The sequence below is a fragment of the Burkholderia pseudomultivorans genome, assembly GCF_001718415.1.
Taxonomy (GTDB): domain Bacteria; phylum Pseudomonadota; class Gammaproteobacteria; order Burkholderiales; family Burkholderiaceae; genus Burkholderia; species Burkholderia pseudomultivorans_A.
Genome location: NZ_CP013378.1, coordinates 2,738,883 through 2,754,716, shown reverse-complemented (window position 1 = coordinate 2,754,716; position 15,834 = coordinate 2,738,883). Strand labels below are relative to the sequence as shown.

General features: G+C 68.5%; 13 protein-coding genes. 3 read left to right on the top strand and 10 right to left on the bottom strand.

Annotated elements, in window-relative coordinates:
* Positions 1-42: 42 nt before the first annotated feature.
* Both WS57_RS25025 and WS57_RS25020 read right to left on the bottom strand, forming a co-directional pair.
* Positions 43-1,356: an MFS transporter gene (locus WS57_RS25025; RefSeq protein WP_069244965.1), complete on the bottom strand. Its 1,314-nt coding sequence runs from the start codon at positions 1,354-1,356 to the stop codon at positions 43-45.
* Positions 1,357-1,484: 128 nt separating this feature from the next.
* Positions 1,485-1,973 (bottom strand): MarR family winged helix-turn-helix transcriptional regulator, encoded by a 489-nt coding sequence (locus WS57_RS25020; protein ID WP_009692260.1) that lies wholly within the window; start codon positions 1,971-1,973, stop codon positions 1,485-1,487.
* Between the two features lie 229 nt (positions 1,974-2,202).
* On the opposite strand from WS57_RS25020, the gene WS57_RS25015 reads away from it, so the two are divergent.
* The 3 genes from WS57_RS25015 to WS57_RS25005 all read left to right on the top strand — a co-directional run bounded on the left by WS57_RS25015 (position 2,203) and on the right by WS57_RS25005 (position 6,082).
* Complete coding sequence (locus WS57_RS25015; RefSeq protein ID WP_009692259.1) at positions 2,203-3,372, top strand: acyltransferase family protein; 1,170 nt, start codon at positions 2,203-2,205, stop codon at positions 3,370-3,372.
* Between the two features lie 528 nt (positions 3,373-3,900).
* The gene (locus WS57_RS25010) at positions 3,901-4,803 is read left to right on the top strand and encodes an amidohydrolase family protein (RefSeq protein WP_059518424.1); all 903 of its coding nucleotides are present in this window, start codon (positions 3,901-3,903) and stop codon (positions 4,801-4,803) included.
* A 49-nt stretch (positions 4,804-4,852) separates the two neighbouring features.
* A complete protein-coding gene (locus WS57_RS25005; protein WP_059518426.1) occupies positions 4,853-6,082 on the top strand; it encodes an MFS transporter in 1,230 nt (409 codons plus the stop codon).
* A gap of 123 nt (positions 6,083-6,205) precedes the next feature.
* On the opposite strand, the gene WS57_RS25000 is transcribed toward WS57_RS25005, so the two are convergent.
* From WS57_RS25000 to WS57_RS24965, 8 genes are all read right to left on the bottom strand, one after another.
* Positions 6,206-7,675, bottom strand: coding sequence for an aldehyde dehydrogenase family protein (locus WS57_RS25000; protein WP_069244964.1), 1,470 nt, complete (start codon positions 7,673-7,675; stop codon positions 6,206-6,208).
* A gap of 92 nt (positions 7,676-7,767) precedes the next feature.
* The gene (locus WS57_RS24995; protein WP_009692253.1) at positions 7,768-9,093 is read right to left on the bottom strand and encodes an NAD(P)/FAD-dependent oxidoreductase; all 1,326 of its coding nucleotides are present in this window, start codon (positions 9,091-9,093) and stop codon (positions 7,768-7,770) included.
* Position 9,094: 1 nt separating this feature from the next.
* On the bottom strand, positions 9,095-9,829 hold the full coding sequence (locus tag WS57_RS24990; RefSeq protein WP_069244963.1) for a cupin domain-containing protein: 735 nt from the start codon (positions 9,827-9,829) through the stop codon (positions 9,095-9,097).
* Between the two features lie 117 nt (positions 9,830-9,946).
* Positions 9,947-10,402, bottom strand: a complete 456-nt coding sequence (locus WS57_RS24985) for a helix-turn-helix domain-containing protein (RefSeq protein ID WP_069244962.1) — start codon at positions 10,400-10,402, stop codon at positions 9,947-9,949.
* 107 nt (positions 10,403-10,509) lie between these two features.
* The gene (locus WS57_RS24980) at positions 10,510-11,844 is read right to left on the bottom strand and encodes an NAD(P)/FAD-dependent oxidoreductase (RefSeq protein WP_069244961.1); all 1,335 of its coding nucleotides are present in this window, start codon (positions 11,842-11,844) and stop codon (positions 10,510-10,512) included.
* 141 nt (positions 11,845-11,985) lie between these two features.
* The gene (locus WS57_RS24975; protein WP_069244960.1) at positions 11,986-13,860 is read right to left on the bottom strand and encodes an ABC transporter ATP-binding protein; all 1,875 of its coding nucleotides are present in this window, start codon (positions 13,858-13,860) and stop codon (positions 11,986-11,988) included.
* Positions 13,860-14,822 (bottom strand): ABC transporter permease, encoded by a 963-nt coding sequence (locus tag WS57_RS24970; RefSeq protein ID WP_059482427.1) that lies wholly within the window; start codon positions 14,820-14,822, stop codon positions 13,860-13,862. The genes WS57_RS24975 and WS57_RS24970 overlap by 1 nt, the downstream gene beginning before the upstream one ends.
* A gap of 31 nt (positions 14,823-14,853) precedes the next feature.
* Positions 14,854-15,807, bottom strand: a complete 954-nt coding sequence (locus WS57_RS24965) for an ABC transporter permease (protein ID WP_059482429.1) — start codon at positions 15,805-15,807, stop codon at positions 14,854-14,856.
* Positions 15,808-15,834: the final 27 nt, after the last annotated feature.

The following is a 15,834-nucleotide window of genomic DNA, read 5'->3' as shown; positions in this document are numbered from 1 at the left end:
GTCATGCGGGCCGCACGACGACACTGCGCGCCCGGCGCACGCTCACGCGGCCGCGCCGGATCGCGGGCGAGCCGCGCCGGCGCGTTCCAGCGCGGCGAGACGCCGCTTCGAGCGGGCCGGGTCGAGCAGCGCGAAGCCCAGCACGGCCGCGACCAGCAATGCGGTGCCGATCCCGCCGTACACGAACGCAAACGCGCCGGAATCGCGATTGAGTCCGCCCATCGCATCCATCACGCCGCCGAGCATGAGCGGCCCGAGCACGCCGGCCGTCGACGCGATCGACACCGCCACGGCGATCACCGTGCCGCGCTGCGACTCGGGCGTCATCTCGGCGATGATCTGCGGCCCGAACGCATTGACCTGCATCACGAACGCGCCGCCGATCGTCAGCCATGCAACCTTCGCGACCGGCGCCGCATGCGTCAGCAGCACCAGATACGTGATCGCACCGACCGCGCAGCACAGGCTGCAGAAGACGCCGCGCGCGACGCGCGTCGTCACGCCGCGACCGATCATCGACTGCGACAGCGCGTTGATCGCGAGTCCCAGCGGCACCTGCGCGGCGACCTGGATCGCGAAGATCCAGCCGATCTCCTTCGTGCCGTAACCAAGCACCGAGTTCAGGTAGACCGGCCCCCAGGTCAGGCCGATGGCCGCGATCAGCGCCGCGAGAAACCATTGCACCGTCACGACGACGACGGTCGGATCGAGCAGCAGACGACGATAGGGCAACACGCCGACGTGCCCGGCCGCATCGACGGCGCGGCGCTCGCGCCGGTCGCCGCGCCCTTCTTCGCCCCACAGCAGCCACATCGCGGCCCAGACCAGGCCGACGATGCCGAGCGCGACGAACGACGCGCGCCACGAATAGCGTTCCATCAGCGCGGTCAGCGCCGGCGCGGCCACCACGACGCCGAGCGGCGCGCCGGTCTGGACGATCGAGGTCGGCACGCTGCGCTTGTGATCGTCGAACCATTTGTAGACCGCATGCAGCGCGACCGGGTAAGCGGGCCCCTCGCCCGCACCGAGCAGCACCCGGCAGACGAGCAGCGTGCCGAACCCCACCGGCGTCGCCATCGGAAACTGGACGGCCGCCCAGATCAGCGCGAGCAGCAGCAGGATCCACCGGGCCTTGACGTAGCGCGTCAGCACGCCGCCCGTCACGCCCGCCACCGAATACAGCAGATAGAACGCGCTGCCGAGCAGGCCGAACTGCGTCGGACTGAGCTGCATGTCGCGCATCATCGGCAGCGCGACGAAGCCGAGCACCGACTTGTCCGCGTAATTGATCATCATGAACAGAAACAGCAGACCGACGACGCGCCAGCCGCGTCTTGCTTGCGATTTTTCCGACATGGGGTCCCCTGCTGGATCGAGGCGCGCGACGCGCAAGGCGCGCCGCCCTTCATAACGCAGTCCTAACTTGTTTATCGGTTGCGGCGCGCTCGAGCGGAAACGGACCGGCTCAACGGGCGCGCCGCCTGTCAGGCGACGCGCTTCGGCGGATTCGCCGCTTGCTTCTGCTTCGCGAGATGGTCGATCAGGCCGGCGGTCAGCTTGTCGATGACGCGGTTGAACACGCGCAGTTCGTCGGGAGGCAGCGCGTCCAGCATTGCCTGTTCGAGCACGTTGCCGCGCTCGTAGGTCCGCTTGACGAGATCGTCGCCTTCGGGCGTGAGGAACAGGTTGATCTGGCGGGCGTCGACGCGGCCGACTTCGCGGCGCAGGTAGCCGCGCTTGACCATCGCGCTGACGATCTTCGACACGAGCGTCTTTTCCAGCATCGTCAGCTCGATCAGCCGCGTCAGCGTCAGCCCCGGTTCGAGCGCGACCAGCCGCACGATGCGCAGGTCGCGCACCGACACGCCGAATTCGCTTTCATACACCTGCGTGCCGGCCTCCTTCGTCAGTTCGCTGAGCCGGTCGATACGAAACGTCAGGTATTCCAGGATCGGGTGGTCGGGCTTCGACATGGCTGGCCTCGTCGGGCGTTGGGCGTGAAACAGATTCTGTTCGCAATAGTTGCAAATTTCAACTAAGCAGAATCACCTAGGCCGTGCCCGGGGCGGCGCCAACCGCTTACTGTGTGCTGGAGCACATCGTGCGGGTACGTGTTCCGGTAATAAGTAGGCAGCGCCGCGGCGGCAATTCCCCGCCCCGGACGAGCCCGACCACCCGTTTTCCCGGATTCACCCAGCGCCAATGACGAACCGCCACCAGAAATACGAAGTGCTCGACGGCCTGCGCGGCATCGCGGCCATCAGCGTGATGGTCATGCACTTCCTGCAGGATCTCAGCGTGCCGGTGCTTCAGAGCGCTTATCTGTCGGTCGACATCTTCTTCATCCTGAGCGGCTTCATCCTGACGCACTCCTATGGCGACAAGCTTCACCACGCGCTCGGCATCGGCCAATACCTGAAGATGCGGCTCGTGCGCCTCTACCCGATGATCTGCATCGGTCTCGTGATCGGCGCGATCAGTCTCTACGCGATGAAGCTCGACGGCGCCGCCGCATTTTCCGTCGGCAACTTCGTGTCGGCCGTCGGCGAGAATTTCCTGCTGCTGCCGTATCTCGGGGACATGAGCGTCGGCAGTTTCGTCCGCACGTCCGCGCACGGCGTGCCGACGCTCGGCAACGCGGGGAATTTCCCGCTGAATCCGCCGGAATGGTCGCTGTTCTTCGAGATGTTCGCGAGCCTGCTGTTCGTCGCGGCCATCCGCTTCGACCGCAGGTCGCTGCTGAAGGCCGCCTATGCGAGCCTCGCGCTGTTCGTCGTGTACGGCATGATGATCGGCATCAACGAAGGAAAGCTGACGATCATCGTCAATCAGGGGTGGCGGGCGGACAACTTCGTCGGCGGGTTCTTTCGCGTCACCTATGGATTCCTGATCGGTGTCGCCATCCGCAAGATGCTCGACTCCGACGGCGCGCCGCACGCGTACTGGATGTCCGGCAGGCTGATCGGGAGCGCGCGCGCGCTGTTCGTCGCGTTCCTGCTGATCACGCTGTTTCCGACCTCGATCAAGGGCCTCTACCCGCTCGCGATCCTGGTTTTCGTCGCGCCGATGCTGATCTTTCAAGGCGCGAAGCTGCGCCCGGGCGGCGCGCTTTCGGCGCGGGCCTGTTCCTTCGTCGGCTGGCTGTCGTACCCGCTGTACTGCGTTCATTACCCGGTCGGGCGGCTCGTCTTCACCTATCTGCCGAACAGCGAGCAGCATATCGTCGGCGCGGCGGCGCTTGCGTGCTGCCTGTCGATCGCCGCTGCGGCGGTGCTCGCGAAATGCGTCGAAGAGCCCGTGCGGCGCTATCTGATGAAACGCTTCGCGGGGGCGGCGAGTCGGTCGGCCGCGTCGCCCGTCCGGGCCGCGTGAAGCATCGGTCAGGTCGCGACTGACATCGCTTCCCCAACTCCCTCCCGCAGCGCGCGCCGCATCCGCGTCGATTCGCTACCGGGCTTGCCCCGGCGCTTGCGCTCGGCGCGCCTTGCAACCATGATGTCGGGCGACGGCCCGGGCAATCTTCTGCATCGCATTCGCCCGGCGCGGCATCGGTCGCCGCGCATGTTTCCCAAAAGCGAACATCCCGTTATTGATTAATTCGCTGTTTCCGGACGTCGGTTCCCGCTAGGCTTCATGCGATGGAAGGCGTGTTCGCCGTTGCCGGCGTCCCGTTGCTCGCACGGACAGCCGCCGCACGCAGAAAAAAAGTGACAGGAGACCCGGTATGGCACGAGGCCGTATCGACGCGACCGGTTCCAGCGCTCTTCGAGCCGCCGCCCACGCCATGCCGACCGGCAGACCGCGCCACGCCGCGCCCCGATCGAGCAAACGCATCGCCGCCGTGCGCGTCCGGCGCCCGCGCGATGCTCGCCCCGTTCCCGATCGTTCGAGGAGATCACGATGACTGAATCCGCCCGCTCCGGCGCCGGCTTTCACTGTGCCGCGCCTTTGCCCGACGTCGCCCCGCCCGTCTTCGACATGCCGGCCGGCGCCGTCGACACGCATGCGCACGTGATTGCGACCGGCCCCGACTATCCGCTGGTCGAACAGCGCAGCTACACGCCGCCGCCGGCGTCGGAGCAGCAGTATCTCGCGATGCTCGACGCGCTCGGCTGCACCTATGGCGTGCTGGTCCAGGTCAGCGTGCACGGCACCGACAATCGCTACATGCTGCAGGCGCTGCGCCGTCATCCGCAGCGCCTGCGTGGCATCGCCGTGGTGTCGCCGGAGATCGGCGATCGCGAGCTCGACGCCATGCACGAAGCCGGCGTTCGCGGGCTGCGCATCAACGTGCTGTTCGGCGGCGGCATCGGGTTCGCCGCCATGGAGACGCTCGCGCACCGCATCAAGGATCTCGGCTGGCACATGCAGTTCCTGATGGACGTGAAGACGCTGCCCGAGCTGATGCCGCGCATGACGCGGCTACCGATCACCGGCATCGTCGATCACATGGGCCACACGCCGGTCGACGCGGGACTGGCTGCGCCGGGCTTTGCCGCGCTGCGCGAACTGGTGGTCGGGCATGGCTTCTGGGTCAAGCTGTCCGGCGCTTACCGGATCAGCCATCGCTTTCCGGCTTTCGACGACGTCACCCCGTTCGCACAGGCGCTGATCGCCGACGCGCCCGACCGGATGGTCTGGGGCAGCGACTGGCCGCATGTGTCGCTCGAACCGGACCGGATGCCCGATACCGGCGATCTGCGCAATCTGCTCGCGCAGTGGGCGCCCGACGCGGCGACCCGGCGCCGGATCCTCGTCGACAATCCGGCCCGCCTGTACGGCTTCCCGCAACGCAAGCCGTGACCCGTGCGGCGCGGCCGCGGTGCAGCGCCCTGTCATTCAAGGAGACAAGATGAGCTGGTACAGCGAGATGTCCGCCACCGAAAAGCGGACCTTCATTTCCGCGGCGGGCGGCTGGGCGATGGACGCGCTCGACTTCATGGTGTTCACCTTCGTGATCAGCACGCTGATCACCCTGTTCGGGATCGACAGCACGCAGGCCGGCATGCTGGCCACCGTCACGCTGCTGTTCTCCGCGATCGGCGGCTGGATCGCCGGCATCCTGGCCGACCGCTATGGCCGCGTGCGCATCCTGCAGGCCACGATCCTGTGGTTTTCCGCGTGCACCTTCGCCATCGGCTTCGCGCAGAACTTCGAACAGATCTTCGTCCTGCGCGCGCTGCAAGGGCTCGGCTTCGGCGGGGAATGGGCCGTCGGCTCGGTGCTGATGGGCGAGATCGTGCGCACCGAATTTCGCGGGCGAGCGGTCGGCACCGTGCAGAGCGCCTGGTCGATCGGCTGGGGGATCGCGGCGATCGTGTATACCGCGCTGTTTTCGTGGCTGCCCGAGGACTATGCGTGGCGCGCGCTGTTCTGGGTCGGCGCGCTGCCGGCGCTGCTGGTCCTGTACATGCGCCGCGGCGTACCGGAACCCGAGGTGTTCCAGCGCGTGCGCAAGCAGCAGGCCGCCGGCGACACGCGCACGTCCATGTGGACGATCTTCTCGCCGTCGCTGATCAGGACGACTGCGCTGACCTCGCTGCTGTGTACCGGCGTGCAGGGCGGCTACTACGCGGTGACCACGTGGCTGCCGACCTTCCTGAAAACCGAGCGCCATCTGTCGGTGGTCGGCACCGGCGGCTATCTGCTCGTCATCATCGTCGGCTCGTTCGTCGGCTATCTCACCGGCGCATGGCTGACCGACCGCGCCGGCCGTCGCGCGAACCTGCTGATCTTCGCGATGCTGTCGGGCATCACCATCTACGCGTATACGCAGCTGCGGCTCACCAACGACCAGATGCTGGTCCTCGGGTTCCCGCTGGGCTTCGCGGCGTCGGGGATCTTCAGCGGGATGGGCGCGTACCTGACCGAGCTGTTTCCGTCGGCAGTGCGGGCCAACGGGCAAGGCTTCGCGTACAACTTCGGACGCGGCCTCGGCGCGCTGTTTCCGAGTCTCGTCGGGTATCTCGCGCACGGATACGGGCTCGGCATGGCGATCGGGATGTTCGCGGGCGGCGCTTACCTGGTGGTGCTGATCACCGCGCTGCTGTTGCCGGAAACGAAGGGGCGCGAGATCAGTTGATTGTCACGGGTTGTCGTGGCGGACAGGGCGAGTGAAAAAGACGACTCGTTGTGCCCGCCCCGACCGAGTTCGTCGTGACTCGCACCGACCTCGAACGACGACGCAAACCCTGCAGCCGCAACCTCAATCCGCGAAGCCCAGGATCGACTTGACCTCCATGTACTCTTCCATCCCTTCGATGCCGTATTCGCGGCCGTTCCCCGACTGCTTGTAGCCGCCGAACGGCGCCTGCGGGTCCCATGCCGGATAGTTCAGATGCACCTGCCCCGAACGGATGCGCGCCGCCACCGCGCGCGCGCGTTCCCTGTCGGCGCCCTGCACATGTGCACCCAGCCCGTAGACCGTATCGTTCGCGATCGCGACGGCCTCGTCGACGCTGTCGTAAGGAAGGATCGCCAGGACCGGCCCGAAGATCTCCTGCTGCGCGATCGTCATGTCGGTGCGGACCTCGGAAAAGATCGTCGGCCGCGCATAAAAGCCGCGCGCGAAACCGGCCGGCCGTCCGGGCCCGCCGACGACGAGTTTCGCGCGCTCGCCGATGCCCGCCTCGATCATCTGCGCGACCCGGCCGAACTGCGCGCGGTTGGCGAGCGGGCCGTGCGTCGTCGCGTCGATGAACGGATCGCCGACGACCATCTGCGCCGTTGCCGCGACGGCCAGCTCCTCGACCCGGCGCAACGCGCCGCGCGGGACGATCATCCGCGTCGGCGCGCTGCACGACTGGCCCATGTTCCGGAACGCGGCGGCAACGCCGGGCGCAATGGCGCGCGCCAGGTCCGCGTCGGGCAGCACGATGTTCGGCGACTTGCCGCCGAGCTCCTGCGCGACGCGCTTGACGGTCGGCGCCGCCGCCTGCGCAACCAGCACGCCGGCCCGCGTCGATCCGGTGATCGACACCATGTCGACCGCAGGATGCGACGAAAGCGCGGCCCCCACTGTCTCGCCGCTGCCGCTCACCAGGTTGAACACGCCCGCGGGCACGCCCGCATCGGCGATCACCTCCGCAAACAGCAGCGCACTGAGCGGCGACAGTTCGCTGGGTTTGAGCACCACCGTGCAGCCGGCGGCGAGCGCCGGCCCGACCTTCGCGGTGATCTGATAGATCGGCCAGTTCCACGGCGTGATGAGCGCGCAAACGCCGATCGGCTCGCGGACGATCGCGGTCGTCCCCCGCAGCGAGACGAACGGGTAGCTCGCAAGGTTGTCGCGTGCGACACGGATATGTTCGGCCGCGAGCGGCACATGCGCACCGCGCGCATAGCTGACCGGCGCCCCCATTTCCATCGCGAGCGCCATCGCGAACAGCTCGGCGCGCTCGAGGATCAATGCATGAATGCGGTCGAGCAGCGCGGCACGTTCGTGCGGCGAGGTCGCGGACCAGCGCTCGAACGCGTCGCGCGCGGCCCGCACTGCGCGGTCGGCATCGCGGGCGTTCCCGAGCGGAATCTCGCAGAGCGTGTCCTCGGTGGACGGGCAGACGACTGCGAACCGGTCGCTGCCGTCGGGCACGACCCAGTCGCCGTCGATGAAGAACCGATCGAGCCTTCCGGCCTGCTGCAGGCGATGAAGCGGTGAATTGACGGGTGAATGCATTGCAGGGTGTCCTTGAATCGATACCGGCCGCGCGTTTCGGATCGAAGCGCAGCGCGCCGGCGCCGCAGCCGATTCGGCCTCGCGACCGCACGCTAAAAATCGGCGACCTTGCCCCACGCGGAATCCGCGAAACGACCGGGTCGATACGGCAGCGGATCGACCAGCGGTTGCGCGCCGGTGGCCAGATCGGCGATCAGGTGCCCGGCGCCCGGACCGATGCCGAAGCCGTGCCCCGAAAAACCCGCCGCGAGGATCAGCCCCGGCACGCCGGGCACTTCGCCGATCCCCGGCACGCCGTCCGGCGTGCTGTCGACGAAGCCGGCCCAGGCATGCGTGATGGTTGCCTCGCGAAGCTCGGGCAGCAGTTCGACCGCACGCCGATAGGTCTCAGTGACCGTCGGCATGTCGGGCTTCGGGTCCAGAATGCGCACCGCCTCCATCGGAGTCGGTGCATCGAGCCGCCAGCGCTTCAGGGTTTCATGGCCGCCGCGCATCCCTTCGAGGCCGCCCGGCAGAAGATTGCGCCAGCGCTTCGCGAACATCGGCACGAATTGCGGCGCGAAGCGCAGAAACTGCGGCGTGAGGTCCACGCGTGCGCGGCCGCTGATCGCCAGCGCATAGCGACCGTCGCTGCGGCGGGTCACCGACACGCCCGATGTATACAGCGCGTCCGGCAGCGGATGTTCGACGGGCGACACGCTCAGGATCGACTGCCTGATCGACGCCTGCGGAAAACGGATGCCGAGCTGGCGGCAGAACGACGACGCCCATGCGCCGCCGGCGAGCACGACCGTCCGGGTCTTGATGACGCCGGCCTCCGTGACGACGCCGCTGACGCGCCCGCCCTCCAGCTCGATGCCGCGCGCCGCGCAATGCTGGTGGACGCTGCCGCCGAGCTTGATCAGCGCGGCCGCCACGGCCGGCGCGGCCTTCGCGGGGTCGGCCGTACCGTCGCTCGGCGAGAATACGCCGCCTTTCCACGGCCGCCCGGTCGCGCGGCCGCGCTCGCCGGCCTGCTTGCTGTCGAGCATGTACGTCGTCACGCCCGCGGTCTTCGCAAACTCGCCCCAGCTGGCCCAGCGCGACAGCTCGGCTTCGTCGTTGCTCAGGTACAGCAATCCGCAGCGGTGAAAGCCCGTGTCCTCGCCGGATTCGATCGCGAACCGCTCCCACAGATCGATGCTCTTGCTTGCCATCGGCAACTCGCGCGCGTCGCGGTTCTGCTGCCGGCACCAGCCCCAGTTGCGGCTCGACTGCTCGGCGCCGATGCGGCCCTTCTCGACGAGCGCGACCGACACGCCGCGCCGGGCGAGGTAGTAGGCGGTAAAGACGCCGATGATGCCGCCGCCGATCACGACGACGTCGGCCGAAGCCGGCGGCGTGGCGGGCGTTTCTATATGGCGCAGCGGAGGGGACATGTCAGTCTCGTTCGGTGGATGCATGGACGTTTTGCACGACGTAGAACTTCGCCACGCGTTCGCCGCTTTCCCACCCGATCGGCGCACCGCGCGGTACGAACAGCGCGTCGCCGGCGCCGAGCGACAGCACGCTGCCGTCGGGCGACGCGAATCGCACGCTGCCGGCCAGCAGGAACATGAATTCGTTGACGCGATGCGGGCGCACGATCCGGTGATAGGGCGTCGAATCCCAGGTGCCTGCGCAGTACTCGGCGCCGTCGTCGACGAACACGTTGTCGCTGCGGCATTGCGGTGCAGGGCCGAGCAACACCTCGGCCGGCAGCGACGACGACGGCTTGAAATCGGCATCGGCGCGCAGCGGAACGAGGCCGCGCTTGGTCGGCTGCGTGCACGCGGCGGCGCAGAACGTCAGGAGCACCGGCGATTGCGCGGCGATGCGAAGCGCGGTACCGCCGCCGACGACTGCCCCCTGCCCCGCCCCCAGCACTAACGGGGCGGCGCCGGCCGCCTCGAGCGTCAGCTCGCCCTCGACCACCACGAGCGTTTCGATATGCGGATAACTCGCGATGTCGAGTTCGCCGACGAAACGAATGCGCCCGGCAGCCATCGAGTCGGGCCCTTCCCATGCGATCTCCCGATGCCGCGAAAAAGGATCGCTGCCGCCGAACGCACGCCTGTCGAACCCGCTTGACGACGGTGTGCCGTCGGCACGGTGCAACACGAAAACTGCGGTCATTTCTGCTCCTGTGCTGTGCGCGACGGCCCGATCCCGAACCGTCGCGTCATATCGGAATTCGCCGTTCGCCGGCGTGCCGGCCCGAAACCGCCAGCGTCTCCCGCTCCGCCCTTGTGCCTACGCGGCGCGACACGACGCTTCGCGATGCGCGGTGCGTGTGCGCGCCGACGCGGTTCGCGCCGGCGTGCCACCGGGGCGCGCAACCACGTAGTCGCGCGGCGTGATCCCGAGCACGCGCCGGAAATGCCGACACAGGTGACTCTGGTCGAAGAACCCGACGTCGGTCGCGACGACCGATGGCGCGAGACCGGCGCGCAACAGGTCCTGCGCGCGCCGCACCCGCACGAGGCACAGATACCGATGCGGCGACAAGCCGGTCTCGCTGCGAAAGCGCGCGGTGAAGCGCGATACGCTCAAGCCGGCCACCGCCGCGAGCGTGTCGAGATTCAGCGGCTGCGCAAACGATGCGTCGATCGTGCGCAGCACATCGCCGATCGCCGGCGATACGGGCCGCGCGACCCGCGATGTGCGGGGCGTCGCGCCGTCGGCCGCGTCGTGAAGCAGGTCGAGCATGCTGGCCGCCCTCATGCCGCCGCCTGCACGACCGCGGCCGGCGCGGCAAGGCCCTCGATCGGGCAAACGAAACGCACTTTCATCTTCATTCCCCTCCGGCGCTCGCTTCAGTGCAGGAAATCCTGTATCCGGTAATACGCGCCGACGATCGGCAGGAACCACGCGTGCCCGAAATGGCCGGGCATCGCCGGCCACGCGAGTTCGCGCCACGGATTCGACGCGGCCGCGCCGTACAGCACGTCGGCCATCACGCGGCCCATGTGCACCGACATCTGCACGCCGTGGCCGCTGTAGCCCATCGAGTAATAGAGCCCGTCATGCTGGCCCGCGCGCGGCAGCCGGTCGGCCGTGATGTCGACCAGCCCGCCCCAGCAGTAATCGAGCCGCACGTCGGCCAGCTCGGGGAAATAGGCGGCCATGCCGGCGCGCAGGATTTCCCCGCTCTTCGCGTCGGAGCGCGGGCTCGACATCGCGAAGCGTGCGCGGCCGCCGAACAGCAGCCGGTTGTCGGGCGTCACGCGGAAGTAGTTGCCGATCTGGCGCGACGTCACGTACGCACGCCGATGCGGGAACAGCCTGTCGAGCTGCGCGTCGGGCAGCGGCTCGGTGACGACGATGAAGCTGCCGACCGGCGCGATGCGTCGCCGGAACCACGCGAACGGCCCATGCTGCGACGCGCCGGTGGCCACCAGCACGCGGTCGGCGACGATCGTGCCGCGCGCGCACGTGATCGCGTGGCGCTCGCCTTCCAGCCGCTTCAGCTGCGTGACGGCCGCGTGCTCGTAGATGCGCGCACCGGCCCGAACCGCGGCGTGCGCGAGCCCGACGCCGAACTTGCCCATGTGCATCTGCGCGCCATTGCGCTGCAGGAGCCCACCGTAGAAGCCGTCCGAGGCGACCTCGTCGCGAATCCGCGACGGCTCGATCAGTTCGATGTCCGGATCGACATCGCGCCGCAATGTTTCGAACGTCTTCGCGAGCCCGGCGAAATGCTGCGGCTTCGCGGCGAGCTTCAGCTTGCCGGCGCGCCGGAAGTCGCAATCGATCGCGTGCTCGGCAACGATCGTCTCGACGCTCCTGACCGCGCTTTCGTATGCGCGATAGAACTGTTTCGCCGGCTCGGCGCCGATGCGCGCGGCAAGCGACGCATAATCCTGCGCAACGCCCGTATTGCACTGGCCGCCGTTGCGGCCGGACGCTTCGCCCGCGACCTGCGCGGCTTCGAGCACGATCACCGATACGCCGCGCTGTGCGAGCGCCAGCGCCGCCGACAGGCCGGTGAAGCCGCCGCCGATCACGACCACGTCGGCGCGCCCTTCGACGGGCCCCTCGCAACCGGCGCGAAACGCGGGGCGAGTATCCAGCCAGTACGATTCGAATTTCATCGGGTCCTTTTCGAGCATTCCGGCGACGACGAGCGGCGACCGTTCACTGGAAGTCATTTAATCACCGTCAAAAAGCGCAGTTACCGCGTATTCGCGCACCGCACGCGTACAAATCGCCGTTTTGCGCGACCGTCGCAGCAGACTATGCGGCACGCCGGCCGCCTCGCCCCGGGCGAGGCACGGTCGACGCGTCGCGCGCTACAGCCGCACCGGCTGCACCGGCGCGACGCCCGCCTGCACCGGTTCGGCCTGGAAGCGCGCGAGATCCTCCTCGCTGCGATGGCACAGCACCTGCGCGCCGTTGTCGAGCGTGCGCAGCGCCGGCGCCGTCCGGTTGCATACGCCGTCCACCCGCATCGCGCAGCGCGCCAGGAACGGGCACAGCCCGGCGTCGTCCGCGCTCGCGCCGATCGGCACCAGCGGCCGATGACAGCGCTCGACAGCGTCATCGAGCCAGCCCGCGCGCAGCTCGGGCGCGGACGACACGAGCAGGTGCGAATACGGGTGGTAAGGCGGTGCGCACAGCGCATCGCGACTGCCGGTTTCGACGCGACGGCCGGCATACAGCACGACGATGTCGTCGCTGATCGCACGCACCTTCGCGATGTCGTGCGTGATGAACACGTACGACACGCCGAGCTTCGCCTGCAGGTCGCGCAGCAGGTCCATGATCGCGGCGCCGACCACGGTATCGAGCGCCGACGTGACTTCGTCGCACAGGATCAGGTCGGGCTCGGCCGCAAGCGCGCGCGCGAGGTTCACGCGCTGCTTCTGGCCGCCGGACAGCTCGCCGGTGCGCCGCTCGGCCACCGCCTGCGGGAGCCGCACGAGTTCGAGCAGTTCCGCGACGTGCTGCCGCGCACGCGCGCCCTTGATCCCGTGATAGAACGCCAGCGGCCGCGCCAGCGTGCGCTCGACGGTATGCACCGGATTGAGCGCGGTATCGGCGTTCTGGAACACGATCTGCACGCGACGGTGTTGCTCCTTGGTGCGCTTGCCGATATCGCGCGCGAGCGGCTCGCCGTCGAGCAGGATCTCGCCGCCCGTCGCCGGCACGAGGCCCGCGATCACCTTCGCGAGCGTCGTCTTGCCGGAGCCCGATTCGCCGATCACGCCGACCGTCTGCCCGCGGCCGATGCGCAGGTCCACTTCGTGCAGGATCACCTTCGCGGGCCAACCGGTCGCGGTGCGGCCGCCGTACCCGGCGATCGCGCCGCGCACGTCGAGCAGCGGCACCGGTGCGGCTCGCTGCGGTGCCGCGTCGCGTTCGGCGTCGCCGGGCGTGACCGCCGCGATCAGGCTTTGCGTGTAAGGATGCGTCGGCGCATGCAGAATCTGTTCGGTGTCGCCGGCCTCGCGAATCACGCCGTCGCTCAGCACGACGATCCGGTCGGCCATCTGCGCGACCACGGCCAGGTCGTGCGACACGTACACCGCACTCATCCCGCACCGCCGGATCACGTTCTTGAACGCCTGCAGGACGTCGATCTGCGTGGTCACGTCGAGCGCGGTGGTCGGCTCGTCGAGAATCACGAGTTCGGGATCGGTGATCAGCGCCATCGCAGCCATCAGGCGCTGCAACTGGCCGCCCGAGACCTGGTGCGGATAGCGCTTGCCGATCGTTTCCGGCTCCGGCAGCGCGAGCGCACGGAACAGTTCGACCGCCTTCGCCTGCGCGTCGCGCTTCGTCATCGTCCGGTGGATCAGCGCGCTTTCGATCACCTGGTCGAGAATCGTGCGCGACGGGTTGAAGGCGGCCGCGGCGCTCTGCGCGATATACGCGACCTTGCGGCCGCGCAGCGCCGCCAACGCGGCCGCGGACAGCGTGCAGACGTCCGTGCCGCCGAGCTTCACCGAGCCGCCGGCGATCCGGCAGCCGGCGCGCGCATGGCCCATCAGCGACAGCGCGATCGTCGTCTTGCCGGAGCCGGATTCGCCGATCAGCGCGAGCACTTCGCCACGCCGGATCTCGAAGTCGACGCCGTGGACGATCGTCGTTTCCTCGCCGCCCGGCCGGCCGCCGACCACGCGCAGCCCGCGCACCTCGACGAGCGGGTTCGATTCGTGTTGCATCAGTGTCCTCCCGCGGCGCCGGCCGCGCCCTTGCGGCGGCCGCGATGCGGCAAGCCGTCGATCATCAGGTTGACGCCCACCGTCAGGATCGCGATGGCGACCGCGGGCATGATCGCGACGGCCGAGCCGTCGCCGAGGCTCGCGATGTTCTCGCGCACGAGCGAACCGAGATCCGCGTAAGGCGGCTGCACGCCCAGCCCGAGAAAACTGAGACCGCTCAGCAGCAGCACGACGAACGTGAAGCGCAGGCCGGTATCCGCGAGCATCGGATGGATCATGTTCGGCAGCATCTCGACGCACGCGATGTACAGCGCGCCTTCGCCGCGCGCCTTCGCCACCTGCACGAACTCGAGCGTGCTGATGTTGATTGCCAGCGCGCGCGCGATCCGGTACGAGCCCGGCATGTAGCTGACCGCGGCGGTCAGGATCAGCAGCGGCAGCGACGAGCCGAACGCGGCGACGAACATCAGCGCGAACATCTTCGACGGAATCGACGTGAGCGCGTCGAGCAGCCGGCTCATCGTCTCGTCGACCGCACGGCCCGACACGGTGGCGAGCAGCCCGAGCGTCGTGCCGGTCACCGCGGCGAGCAGCACGGCCGCGAGCGCGAGCAGCACGGTCAGCCGCGTGCCGTACAGAATGCGGCTCAGCATGTCGCGGCCGAGAAAGTCCGAGCCGAACGGCAGCTTCGCGCTGAACGGCGCGAACACGTCCGGCGTGACGATTGCGCCGACGTCGTGCGGCGCAAGCAGCGGCGCGAACACGGCGATGAACAGCATCAGGCCGACCATCGACAAGCCGACCCGGCCGCCGGTCGTCAGTTTCGCGCGCGCGGCGCGGCGGCGCTTGCGCGGCTGGTCGGGGGAAGGCGCGGCGGGCGGCGTCGCGCCACCCCACGGCGAGCGCGGCTCGCCGGACGGCGGCAGCGCGCTGCTGCGGTGAACGGGTTCGGTCGGGTGCATGGGCGGCATCTCGAAAAAGGGACGGGACCGTTCAGGTCCGCAGTCGCGGGTTCGACACGATCGAGCAGAGGTCGGCGAACAGCACGAGCATCAGGTAGGCGACGCAGAAGATCAGCGTGCACGCCTGGACCAGCGGGAAGTCGCGGTTGCCGACGGCGTCGACCATCAGGCTGGCGAGGCCCGGATAGTTGAAGATCGTCTCGACGACGATCACGCCGCCGAGCAGGTAGGACAGGCTCAATGCGATCGCATTGGCGATCGGACCGATCGCGTTGGGCAGCGCATGGCGCAGCACGACGCGCGCCGGGCTCGCGCCCTTGAGCACGGCCATCTCGACATACGACGCGCTCAGCTGCTCGATGACCGCCGCCCGCGTCATCCGCGCCATCTGCGCAATCACGACCGCGCACAGCGTCAGCACCGGCATCGCATAGGCGCGCAGAAAATCGTGAACGCTTTCGATCGGACCGCTGTACGACAGCGCGGACAGCCAGTGCAGCTTCACGGCGAGCACGAGCACCGCGACCGTCGCGATCAGGAATTCCGGCGTCGCGACGAGCGACAGCGTGCCGAGGCTGATCACGCGATCGACCACCGATTCGCGCTTGACCGCCGCGAGAATGCCGAGCAGCAGCGCGATCGGCACCGACACGGCGGTCGTGATCGCGGCGAGCGCCAGCGACTTCGGCAGGCGCCCGCCGATCATTTCGGACACCGGCATGTCGCCCGACAGCGAGCGGCCGAAATCCCCGTGCAGCAGGCCGGCGAGCCAGTGCACATAGCGCACGTGAGCCGGCATGTCGAGACCGAACTGCTGACGCAGCGCGGCGACCGTTTCCGGCGTCGCGGACTGGCCGAGCGCGGCCTGCGCGGCATCGCCCGGCAGCAGGTTCGTGATCGTGAAAATGATCGCGGACACGATCAGCAGCGTCAGCGCGGTGACCGCGATGCGCCGGCCGATCAGCCCGAGCAGGATTCGGTTCATGAAGCGGCACTCCCGGAAAGATCGCGC

Excerpts from the sequence above, each read along its gene's own strand:
- WS57_RS24990 (WP_069244963.1), bottom strand. The coding sequence starts at position 9,829 with ATGACCGCAGTTTTCGTGTTGCACCGTGCCGACGGCACACCGTCGTCA.
- WS57_RS24970 (WP_059482427.1), bottom strand. The coding sequence starts at position 14,822 with ATGCACCCGACCGAACCCGTTCACCGCAGCAGCGCGCTGCCGCCGTCC.
- WS57_RS24975 (WP_069244960.1), bottom strand. The coding sequence starts at position 13,860 with ATGCAACACGAATCGAACCCGCTCGTCGAGGTGCGCGGGCTGCGCGTG.
- WS57_RS25005 (WP_059518426.1), top strand. The coding sequence starts at position 4,853 with ATGAGCTGGTACAGCGAGATGTCCGCCACCGAAAAGCGGACCTTCATT.
- WS57_RS25010 (WP_059518424.1), top strand. The coding sequence starts at position 3,901 with ATGACTGAATCCGCCCGCTCCGGCGCCGGCTTTCACTGTGCCGCGCCT.
- WS57_RS25000 (WP_069244964.1), bottom strand. The coding sequence starts at position 7,675 with ATGCATTCACCCGTCAATTCACCGCTTCATCGCCTGCAGCAGGCCGGA.
- WS57_RS25015 (WP_009692259.1), top strand. The coding sequence starts at position 2,203 with ATGACGAACCGCCACCAGAAATACGAAGTGCTCGACGGCCTGCGCGGC.
- WS57_RS24965 (WP_059482429.1), bottom strand. The coding sequence starts at position 15,807 with ATGAACCGAATCCTGCTCGGGCTGATCGGCCGGCGCATCGCGGTCACC.
- WS57_RS24985 (WP_069244962.1), bottom strand. The coding sequence starts at position 10,402 with ATGCTCGACCTGCTTCACGACGCGGCCGACGGCGCGACGCCCCGCACA.
- WS57_RS25025 (WP_069244965.1), bottom strand. The coding sequence starts at position 1,356 with ATGTCGGAAAAATCGCAAGCAAGACGCGGCTGGCGCGTCGTCGGTCTG.
- WS57_RS24980 (WP_069244961.1), bottom strand. The coding sequence starts at position 11,844 with ATGACTTCCAGTGAACGGTCGCCGCTCGTCGTCGCCGGAATGCTCGAA.
- WS57_RS24995 (WP_009692253.1), bottom strand. The coding sequence starts at position 9,093 with ATGTCCCCTCCGCTGCGCCATATAGAAACGCCCGCCACGCCGCCGGCT.
- WS57_RS25020 (WP_009692260.1), bottom strand. The coding sequence starts at position 1,973 with ATGTCGAAGCCCGACCACCCGATCCTGGAATACCTGACGTTTCGTATC.